The following is a 9,277-nucleotide window of genomic DNA, read 5'->3' as shown; positions in this document are numbered from 1 at the left end:
CGGTCCCTCAAAGGTTACTATAACTACTACTGTATCACGGACAATTTACAGGAAGTGGCGAACTTCTTAGACAGCATTAAGCGGATATTGTTCAAATGGATGAATAGAAGAAGCCAAAGGAAATCGTTCAGTTGGGATAAATTTAATTTATTCCTTAGTAAATATCCGTTGCCTAGACCCAGAATTAAAGTAAACATATATGATTTGAAGAAAAATATTAACTATATTCTGTGAATGATGATAGGAAGAGCCGTGTGCGATAGTACCGCACGCACGGTTCTGTGAGGAGTGAGGAACTTATTATCTATACTAGAAAACAAGTTCCCGCTTACTCGACCGGGAGTACGGAGCTGGGGAGACCCCACAGGCGCATTAGCGCCGAGGAGGCTCCCCGCAACGCCCGCGGAAAGCGAAGTGCCTGGAGCGTAAATCAATAGCTATCTTTAACAGAGCCAAAAATTAAAATAAAAAGCCTGAAATGAGTTCAATTCTCTCATTTCAGGCTTTTTCTGCAGTCTAACTTGAGGACCTGCTAAGGTCGCTAAATCACATTATTTTTAATCCGTCTTAAACTTATAACGTAAAACCGCTGCCAACCCAGCCCCATGGTTAAACTCCCCATCAGAGATCAAGGTTTTTAGCTCATCCATGCTCACACTTTGGAGCTTAATTTGTTCACTGCTTTCTAGCTGTTGTTGGGTTGCTGTTAACCCAGCGGCTGCGAATAAGAAAATTTCTTCGCTTGTTGAGCCAGGGGAAGGGTAAAAACTTCCTAATTCTAGCCAATGCTCTGCCACATAGCCAGTTTCTTCTTCGAGTTCGCGTTTTGCTGTTTCTAGCGGGGAAGCATCCGCGGCATCAATCGCTCCGGCTGGTAATTCCCATTGCCAACTCCCAAGAGAATGGCGGTATTGTTTTAAGCATAATACTTGATGGTCATTTGTGATGGGGAGAATGCAAACTCCTTTTGCGAATTGGACATAAGAAAAGGTCTTCTCTTCTCCATTCGGTAAGGTGACATCCTCAACCTTCACTTCAAAACGATCAACTTTTTGATTAGTAGATTTGTTTACTTTCCAAGTCAAGCTTCTCTTCAACTCCAATTCTACATTTAGCGATACCCTTTACTTGTCCAGATTAGTGTCATCCGGCTCCTTGATTAAGAACTTCAGGACATTCCTTAAAATGAAAGTTCGACTCAATCATTTCAATAAATAACTCAACAAACTCCGAGTCAAACTGCTTCCCGGCACATTCCCTTAACTCAACAATCGCCTCTTCAAACGTTTTGGTTGGTTGATATGGACGTTCGGTTGTCATTGCATCGAACGAGTCGATAATGCAAAGAATCCGAGCAAGTTTAGGAATGTTGTTTCCTTTTAGTCCATATGGATAGCCATTCCCATCATACCGTTCATGGTGGAGCTCCACAAGTGGAATCAGGTCTTCGTGTGTTTTATCCGTTGAAATGATTTCTTTTCCCCAGGTAACATGTTTTTTCATGATGTCCCATTCATGAGGTTCAAGCTTACCCTTTTTAGTTAGTATATCCCTAGGAATCTCAATTTTACCAATGTCGTGTACAAGGGCGCCAAGAATGAGCGTTTTCCTCTCATTAATACTTAGTTGAAGCTTGTTCGAGAAATCGACAGCATATTGATACACGCGTTTACTATGTCGATATGTGTAGACATCTTTTGATAAAAATATCTTCAATTGCTGCTCTGCTTCATCAAGGTCTTTTTCGAGATTCAGAGATTGTTGGGCAGTATAATCGAAATGCTGGTTATATATCTGAACCAAATTCTTTCCTTGATCCTTGGCACTATACAATGCCATATCTGCCTTATTAAGTAATTCTGACGTATTATAGGTCTCTTTTTCCCATTCGGCAATTCCAGCTGAAAAGGATAGGCATTCGTAGGGTAGAACTTCTACCCCATCGAAATAAGTATCATTGGTTGTTTTACGAAGATGGTTGATAAAAGACAGAGCGGCGTTGAGGCTTGTGTTTGGCATGATAATTGAAAACTCTTCGCCACCATATCTAGCGACAATAAAGTTCCTCGCCTCGGTCTCCTTTTTGATTAATGCCCCAAACTTCTTTAATAATTGGTCCCCTTGAATGTGTCCATATAAATCATTATATTTTTTAAAATCATCGATATCGAGGATGGCAACACATACAGGCTGTTCGATTTCCCTTGCGACTGAAAGTTCACTATCTAGTAATTCTTTGAAGTACCCATGATTATTTAATCCTGTTAAATAATCCTTATTCGCTTTGTTAGAAGCCTCATAATATAATTTCAAGTGCTGCTTGAAAGCTATAGATAGTAGTAAAGAGATACAGACAAAGAGAAACAGGCCGAATGTGTTTTGGGCACTTATTAATACAACGAGTACCAAAGAAAATAATAAAGTACTCACATATGTTGCAGCGGTACCTTTTAGCATTCCTTTTAATACTATAATAATATTTTCGGAACCAACCAAAAGAAAGTAAATCCCAATCAAAAGAACATTTAGTGTAAAGTAGCTACTTAATGCCAGGGTGTACGGTAAGAGGTCATTAAAGTCTATATTACCCTGCTCCCCACCAGTAAAAAGAAAAACATTGTAGGCACAGATAATCATTAATGAATATAGCCCAAAATTAAATATATGCTTCCACCATTTAGTTGTTCTTAGAGTGAAGATATATATTATAGAAAATAGTAAGGATGCGGTTAAAGTAACATTAAGTCCAAACATGAAAAGACTTGCCAAAAAGATTGAAGAATCCATAGATATACTATTTCCATGAGGAGGTAGTTCTAAAACGTTGTGGTTAGCTAGTAGTATAGCTCCAGTTAGAGTAAAGATGATATACCAATCATTTATTGTAAGTTGTGAGAAGCTATTTATAGAAATAAATGCAGAGATACCTAAAAAAGATATAATGAAAAGATAGTTATTTGCTGAATTTTTAAACAGACCCATTTTTTATCACTCACATATATAGTTTAAAAGAGAAGTTAGGAAACTCTTAACTTCTCTTTTATTTTACCATTAAATTAATCTGTAACCAGAAGTTAAAGCAATTAAAACTGAAGCAATAATAATTGCATTAAAAAACAGGTTTTTGCCGTTTAACTCTTGAACCTTTTTCTTCATCTTAGTTCACCTCCTTTTGTAGAGGGGAATTTATCTCTACACCATCTTTATCCTTTGCACTGTCTCCGATCATTAGATGTTGGATAAAAAGGAAGATACCAATGTTCATAATGACGTCACCGATTGAAATCACCTGTGTGCGCGGATAGGGAGGAGATAAAGGAATAATATCTCCTAAAAAGCCAAGTTTTGTAGTCTCGGTTAAAAGCATGTGTTTACCATACAAACCATGCTTTAATGCTTCAGTATAACTTGGATCTAATACTGTTGCCGCTTCAATGGATACTGGCATTCTACCACCATTTATAGCCATAACTAAAAAGTTAAGAAATACCCCTATAAAAATGATACTAAATCCAGGATAGTTTCGGTTAATATATAAAAATAGTAAACCAAGGATATAGACTAAGATAAATATGTAGCCGCTAAAATTACCAATCACTTCATATTTATTTTGAAGAAAATATATTCCTATTTGTAATAGTAATAATAGGGGAAAAACCCAACCCCATTTTAGCTTTAAATTAGATAGTCCACTTAAATTCCCTTTACGAAAAAGTCCAACGATAAACGATAAAATTATTCCATCAAATACCACTACGTAACCACCCATCAAGTGAAAAGTGTGAGAGTTCAGAAAACTAAATCTATAAAACGGCCATTGCTATACATATAAAATATAATAGATATAAGAAGGGACTTTTACAATTCCTTTTTTGAAATATTCATAAATTCGCTATATCTTTATTGTTAAATTATGAAAATAAACAATATAGGCTGATTAGGGACATGTCACCTCCGTCTTAAGCCCTAGAGACACCTACCATCTTGGACTGTGGAAAAGAGGAGAATTTTCGTGTATTGTGGAATTAATAAGGGAGTCTTCTAGCTATTATAAAAGAGTCCATTTATGAAAAACTTCACGGATAGACGAAACAATTGGTCCTTATCATACGTATGAAATACAAAGGAAACATAACGCAAGGAGTCGATACTCATGAATCCGTTCTTATCGTTTCTAATTCGATCGACGGTTGCTATTCCATCAGCCATTACAATATGGCTCATCAGTTTTTTTACTTTAAACAATACTTTTCTTGTCTCATCTGGAATTTCTTTAGCCGGTGGCGCACTCATTTATTGGCTAGTATCCATTTATACTGGCTCACGCTTCCTTAAAAAGAATGGATTGACACGCAAAGAATACCGCTATATTAAGAAGAATCTCGATGAAGGTAAGCGCAAAATATCGCGTTTGCATAAATCGCTGTTCTCCATTCGCCACTTGCCATCTCTTAAAGAAAGAGTCGAGCTTCTTCGGATGATTCGGAAAATCCATAATATGACGAAAAAAGAACCGAAACGATTTTATCAGGCAGAGCGGTTTTACTTTTCGCATTTGGATACAGTCCTTGAATTGACCGAAAGATATGCATTCCTATCCGCTCAGCCAAAAAGAAACCGTGAACTTGACTGGTCTTTAGCTGAAACGCGTTCAACTTTGTCGGAAATGAGTAAATTAATTGAAAGTGACCTTTACCGCGTTTTAGAGGAGGACATTGATGATTTGAATTTCGAAATCGATGTTGCCAAATATTCGATTAAAACGGTAACCGATTCGGTAAATGAGCTAGGTGGCAATAATGTCAACCAAACTTCAAAGGAAGAATCGAAAATAAAATCTGAGCAAGCCTCTGAAAAAAATTCAGAAGATAAAGGGCCGAAATATTTTATCAACACAAAAATAGAAGAAAAAGACGAAGTAAAGATTCCGTTAAGTCGAGAGTCTAAAGATAAGGACAATGATAGGAGGTTCAAGGAATGAGCGAAAAGAATCCAGATTTATTAAAAGATACCGACCATCTTATGAATGACCTTCTTCATAACCCGTTTGGTGGGGACAGTCCCGAGTTGGAACTACAGCCAGCGAAACAGTCTACGGATGCGAAGCCTGTGCGGTTAATTGATGTCATCCCTGAAGAAAACAAAGCGAAGGCCATTCAACTTGCAGAGCAGATTGATCCGAAAAACCACCAAGCGATGATTTCTTACGGAACCCAAGCCCAAGGAAAGCTACTGACATTCTCCCATACGATGCTTGAACATGTCCAAAAAGGGGATGTCGGTGAAGTTGGGGACATTATTAATGATCTAATGAAACGGTTGAAGGAAGTAGCCCCTGATGACTTGAAGCAAGAGAAAAAATCATTGTTCGGCCGAATGTTTGGGAAGATTTCAAAGTCAGTTCAAGAAGTGCTTTCAAAGTATCAGAAAACAAGCGCTCAGATTGATCGCATTAGCGTAAAATTAGATCGCAGTAAAAATGTCCTGTTATCCGACATCGGCATGCTTGAAAAACTGTATGAAAATAATAAAGAATACTTCAATGCGTTAAATATCTATATCGCGGCAGGGGAACTAAAGCTTGATGAACTAACAAACAAGACCATTCCGGATTTAAAGCGAGCAGCTCAGTCTACCAACGATCAAATGAAGTTTCAAGAAGTCAATGATATGATTCAGTTTGCCGATCGTTTGGATAAGCGACTGTATGATTTAAAATTAAGCCGAGAAATCACGATACAAAGTGCACCGCAGATCCGATTAATTCAAAATACGAACCAAGCTCTAGTTGAAAAAATCCAATCTTCAATCATGACGGCGATTCCATTATGGAAAAACCAAGTAGCGATTGCCTTAACTCTAATTAGACAACGTCATGCAGTTGAAGCACAAAAACAAGTGTCGAAAACAACCAATGAGCTTTTGTTAAAGAATGCCGAAATGCTGAAAAGCAACACGATTGAAACCGCAAAGGAAAACGAACGTGGGCTTGTTGACATTGAAACCCTAAAGAAGACTCAAGAAAACTTGATTACGACACTAGAAGAAACGATGCGCATTCAACAAGAAGGGCGCACCAAACGCCGCCAAGCCGAGCATGAACTAGCGAATATGGAGAATGAGTTAAAGCAGAAATTGCTTGAGATTAAGGGAGAATAATTCAATATAAAAAAGGGTTCCGAAGCGGCACGAGTGCTTCCGAACCCTTTTTTTATAAAAACTTAATCAATCCTTAGTAGCTAAAAGAGGTTTGAGTACAACCGATAACAACTTGAAAACACCAAACCCAAATATTCCTCCAACCGTATTTAAGATAAGGTCGTCAACATCAAAGCTTCCCACGCGGAAGAAATACTGCAAACACTCAACCGTAAGGGTAGCTAGAATAACAAGTAAAGTTGTATTCCAAAACTTCATATACCTTTTAAATAAAAGTGGCAGAAAAAACCCTAGAGGCATAAAGGCCAGGATGTTTCCAGCTAGATTTGTTACAACGATGCTCGTATTGATAGTGCCCGTTGCATTGATATATCTCATGATTGTATCAAAGGGGATTAGATTGTATTCGGTAAAATATTCGTTTTCACCATATCTAACTGTCTTCCGATATGAACTGAAAAACAATAGAATGGATGCGATCCCAATATAGACTAGAAATAACACATAGCATAGGCCTGATACAAATTTATTCCCTTTAAATTGCAGCAAAGATAACATCCTAAATCACCTATTCCCATAACATTAAGAATTTATTTTAACAGAAAAAAACCTTTTAGCAGAGTGCAAAATCCATTTTTAATAGAATTGTGATAAACTGATATTAAAATTTAAATTTTCAAAAGGTAGGTGTAATATATGAGCGAGGTTTTATCAAAAGAAACATTCTTCTATGCATTTAGTAAGGAGAATCAAGTGGCTAAAAAAGTTCCGTCTGGATCCACCGTACAGATAGAAACCTATGACTGTTTTCAAAATCAAATTCAATCGCAAGATACGCCATTTAATACGGTTGACTGGAATCGAGTCAACCCAGCGACCGGGTGCATCTATGTTGAAGATGCCCAACCAGGCGACATCTTAAAGGTGAGAATCGATGATATTGAGCTGGCCGAACAAGGGCTGTTGGCGACAGGTCCAGGATTAGGAGTCATGGGCCATCGCATCGAGAAATTCACAGTGAAAATGATTCCAATTGTTGACGGAAAAGCAGTCTTTAATGAGCGACTTCACTTGCCACTAAATCCAATGATTGGTGTCATTGGAGTGGCACCAGAAGATGCCGCTGTGAACAACGGGACACCTGGAGCACATGGTGGCAATATGGATACAACATTAATTACTACAGGTGCCACCCTGTATTTCCCAGTGTTCCAAGAGGGAGCTTTATTCGGACTTGGCGACTTGCATGCGGCAATGGGCGACGGAGAAATAGGGGTCTCCGGAATTGAAATCCCAGGCAAAGTCACCGTTACCTTGGATGTGATTAAAGGGAAGAGCATTCCTTATCCATTTGTTGAAAATGAAGAAGGAGTAGCTGTAATTGTTTCTAAGGAAACTCTCGACGAGGCAGCAAAGGCAGCGGTAGAAATATTTGCTGACACGTTGCTCCCGCACACAGATTTAACGTTAGCGGAACTGACCATGCTTTTTAGTGCAGCAGGACAAGTACAAGTATCGCAAATTGTTGACCCGTTAATGACAGCAAGGTTCTTTGTCCCGAAAGCTATTTTAGATGCTTATGGGGTAAAGCTATTTTAGGAAATAGTGTAAGAAAATTAAAAAAACAGTAATTCACTGTTGCCTAGTTGGATTTGGTAAGATACAATTGGTTTGGAATTAAAAATGAATATAAAGCAAAACCACAAGGGGAGCTTGAAGCTGAGAGTGGACAGTTACTACGACTGTTCTGACCCTTTGAACCTGATTTAGATAATACTAGCGCAGGGATGTGGAATTTTTTATAAAGTTCATTCGATTATTTAATGTAGAATGTAACTCCCCTTGAGGTTTGCTGATTACTTCTAAAAAGGGGAGTTTTTTGTATGAAAAAAATTAGTTTAGTAGCATTAATTGAGGCCGCGTTTTTTGCCGTGATTGCGGTCGTACTAGATTTATTACCTGCGATTACCATCGCACCAGCTGTTACAATCTCATTTTCAATGGTTCCCATCTTCATTCTTGCCTTTCGTTGGGGTTTCAGAGTAAGCCTTATTTCAGGTTTCCTGTGGGGGATCTTACAGCTGGTCACAGGTGATTTTTACTTTTTATCTGTTCTGCAATTTCTAATCGAGTATTTCATCGCCTTCGCCTTTATCGGTTTTGCGGGTCTTTTTCACCCTATTATCCAGAAATCATTACAAAAGGGAAAGAAACTATCCGTCTCCGTTTGGGTGGTCGTGGCCATCTTTGTGGGCAGTCTAGCAAGATATTTCTGGCATTTTGTTGCCGGTGTCATTTTCTGGGGAGACTATGCTCCGGAAGGAACGTCACCAGTGATGTACTCCTTAATTGTCAACGGCTTGGCCATGCTTGGGGCCGCAGTACTTTGCTCAATCGTCCTTGTCATTCTTATTTCGGCATCGAATAGGTTGATTATGAAAAAAGGCAATAGCTCTTTGACGACACAATAACTTTGTACTTTAATCAAACGTTTGATTAATAAAATTGATTATAAATACAAAAGGTGTCTAATCCCATGCACTAGGGGTTAGGCACCTTTTTCTATTCATTGTAGTCCCAGACAATTTTCCAATTGTCTTTATGCTTGGTCACATATACCTCTTGCTGAAAATTAAACTTTCCATATTTACCTTTGTAGTGTTGAGTGACGAGATATTTATAGGTCTTATCAAAAGGAGAACGGTCTTTTTCCATCTTCCATCCTTCTACTTTTTCTCCTTCCCCAATGGTGTATGTAAAGGTTTCAGCACCGAAGTGACCGATAAAGACATGGGTACGATCCTGGATATAGGCCGTCTTGGAGAATCTCTCTTGCATAAAAGGATGAAGCAATACCCACGAATTTGAGAATTCTCCCGCTGCCTCATAAGTATAAAAATCCTCAACTACTGCTTGGGCATCTCGCTCACTCGAAAACAGCCAAGACCCTAATCCAAATAAAAGCAGACAAATGACGAATATAATGATTAGTGGAAATAAGAATGGAGGGACTCGTCTTCTTCGCATGTATGGATCCCCCTAATGTAAGTTTTAGTATAAAAATCATATGAACAAGCAGTAGGATTTATGTTTTAAAGTCTTTTTTAGTTTAAAATTT

General features: G+C 38.2%; 9 protein-coding genes and 1 riboswitch. Of the genes, 4 read left to right on the top strand and 5 right to left on the bottom strand.

Annotated features, from left to right (window positions below; translation table 11 throughout):
- Nucleotides 1-557: 557 nt before the first annotated feature.
- The 3 genes from BMX30_RS08250 to BMX30_RS08240 form a co-directional block, all read right to left on the bottom strand.
- A complete protein-coding gene (locus BMX30_RS08250; RefSeq protein WP_090743512.1) occupies nucleotides 558-1,085 on the bottom strand; it encodes an NUDIX domain-containing protein in 528 nt (175 codons plus the stop codon).
- A gap of 58 nt (nucleotides 1,086-1,143) precedes the next feature.
- Nucleotides 1,144-2,496, bottom strand: a complete 1,353-nt coding sequence (locus BMX30_RS08245; protein ID WP_244532532.1) for a diguanylate cyclase — start codon at nucleotides 2,494-2,496, stop codon at nucleotides 1,144-1,146.
- A 661-nt stretch (nucleotides 2,497-3,157) separates the two neighbouring features.
- Entirely contained in the window at nucleotides 3,158-3,754 is a 597-nt protein-coding gene (locus tag BMX30_RS08240) for a DUF5317 domain-containing protein (RefSeq protein WP_090743507.1), read from the bottom strand.
- Between the two features lie 399 nt (nucleotides 3,755-4,153).
- Here BMX30_RS08240 and BMX30_RS08235 point away from each other — a divergent pair, with 399 nt between their 5' ends.
- Both BMX30_RS08235 and BMX30_RS08230 read left to right on the top strand, forming a co-directional pair.
- On the top strand, nucleotides 4,154-4,981 hold the full coding sequence (locus BMX30_RS08235) for a 5-bromo-4-chloroindolyl phosphate hydrolysis family protein (RefSeq protein ID WP_090743504.1): 828 nt from the start codon (nucleotides 4,154-4,156) through the stop codon (nucleotides 4,979-4,981).
- Entirely contained in the window at nucleotides 4,978-6,159 is a 1,182-nt protein-coding gene (locus BMX30_RS08230) for a toxic anion resistance protein (RefSeq protein ID WP_090743501.1), read from the top strand. Before BMX30_RS08235 ends, BMX30_RS08230 begins: the two co-directional genes overlap by 4 nt.
- Nucleotides 6,160-6,225: 66 nt before the next feature.
- On the opposite strand, the gene BMX30_RS08225 is transcribed toward BMX30_RS08230, so the two are convergent.
- Nucleotides 6,226-6,717, bottom strand: coding sequence for a VanZ family protein (locus BMX30_RS08225; protein ID WP_090743499.1), 492 nt, complete (start codon nucleotides 6,715-6,717; stop codon nucleotides 6,226-6,228).
- 138 nt (nucleotides 6,718-6,855) lie between these two features.
- Here BMX30_RS08225 and BMX30_RS08220 point away from each other — a divergent pair, with 138 nt between their 5' ends.
- Together BMX30_RS08220 and thiT are read left to right on the top strand one after the other, a co-directional pair.
- The gene (locus BMX30_RS08220; protein ID WP_090743496.1) at nucleotides 6,856-7,758 is read left to right on the top strand and encodes an acetamidase/formamidase family protein; all 903 of its coding nucleotides are present in this window, start codon (nucleotides 6,856-6,858) and stop codon (nucleotides 7,756-7,758) included.
- Between the two features lie 96 nt (nucleotides 7,759-7,854).
- A riboswitch (TPP riboswitch) is annotated at nucleotides 7,855-7,964 on the top strand.
- Nucleotides 7,965-8,042: 78 nt separating this feature from the next.
- Entirely contained in the window at nucleotides 8,043-8,630 is a 588-nt protein-coding gene (thiT, locus tag BMX30_RS08215) for an energy-coupled thiamine transporter ThiT (protein WP_090743493.1), read from the top strand.
- 91 nt (nucleotides 8,631-8,721) lie between these two features.
- On the opposite strand, the gene BMX30_RS08210 is transcribed toward thiT, so the two are convergent.
- Nucleotides 8,722-9,186 carry a hypothetical protein gene (locus tag BMX30_RS08210; protein WP_090743490.1) on the bottom strand — a complete coding sequence of 155 codons (465 nt, stop codon included), beginning with the start codon at nucleotides 9,184-9,186 and terminating at the stop codon, nucleotides 8,722-8,724.
- Nucleotides 9,187-9,277: the final 91 nt, after the last annotated feature.

Origin of the sequence: Mesobacillus persicus (genome assembly GCF_900109925.1) — a bacterium.
GTDB classification, from domain to species: Bacteria; Bacillota; Bacilli; order Bacillales; family Cytobacillaceae; genus Mesobacillus_B; species Mesobacillus_B persicus.
Note: the sequence above shows the minus strand (reverse complement) of the source record. Positions and strands in the feature narration are given on the sequence as shown.

Excerpts from the sequence above, each read along its gene's own strand:
- BMX30_RS08210 (WP_090743490.1), bottom strand. The coding sequence starts at position 9,186 with ATGCGAAGAAGACGAGTCCCTCCATTCTTATTTCCACTAATCATTATA.
- thiT (WP_090743493.1), top strand. The coding sequence starts at position 8,043 with ATGAAAAAAATTAGTTTAGTAGCATTAATTGAGGCCGCGTTTTTTGCC.
- BMX30_RS08230 (WP_090743501.1), top strand. The coding sequence starts at position 4,978 with ATGAGCGAAAAGAATCCAGATTTATTAAAAGATACCGACCATCTTATG.
- BMX30_RS08225 (WP_090743499.1), bottom strand. The coding sequence starts at position 6,717 with ATGTTATCTTTGCTGCAATTTAAAGGGAATAAATTTGTATCAGGCCTA.
- BMX30_RS08235 (WP_090743504.1), top strand. The coding sequence starts at position 4,154 with ATGAATCCGTTCTTATCGTTTCTAATTCGATCGACGGTTGCTATTCCA.
- BMX30_RS08220 (WP_090743496.1), top strand. The coding sequence starts at position 6,856 with ATGAGCGAGGTTTTATCAAAAGAAACATTCTTCTATGCATTTAGTAAG.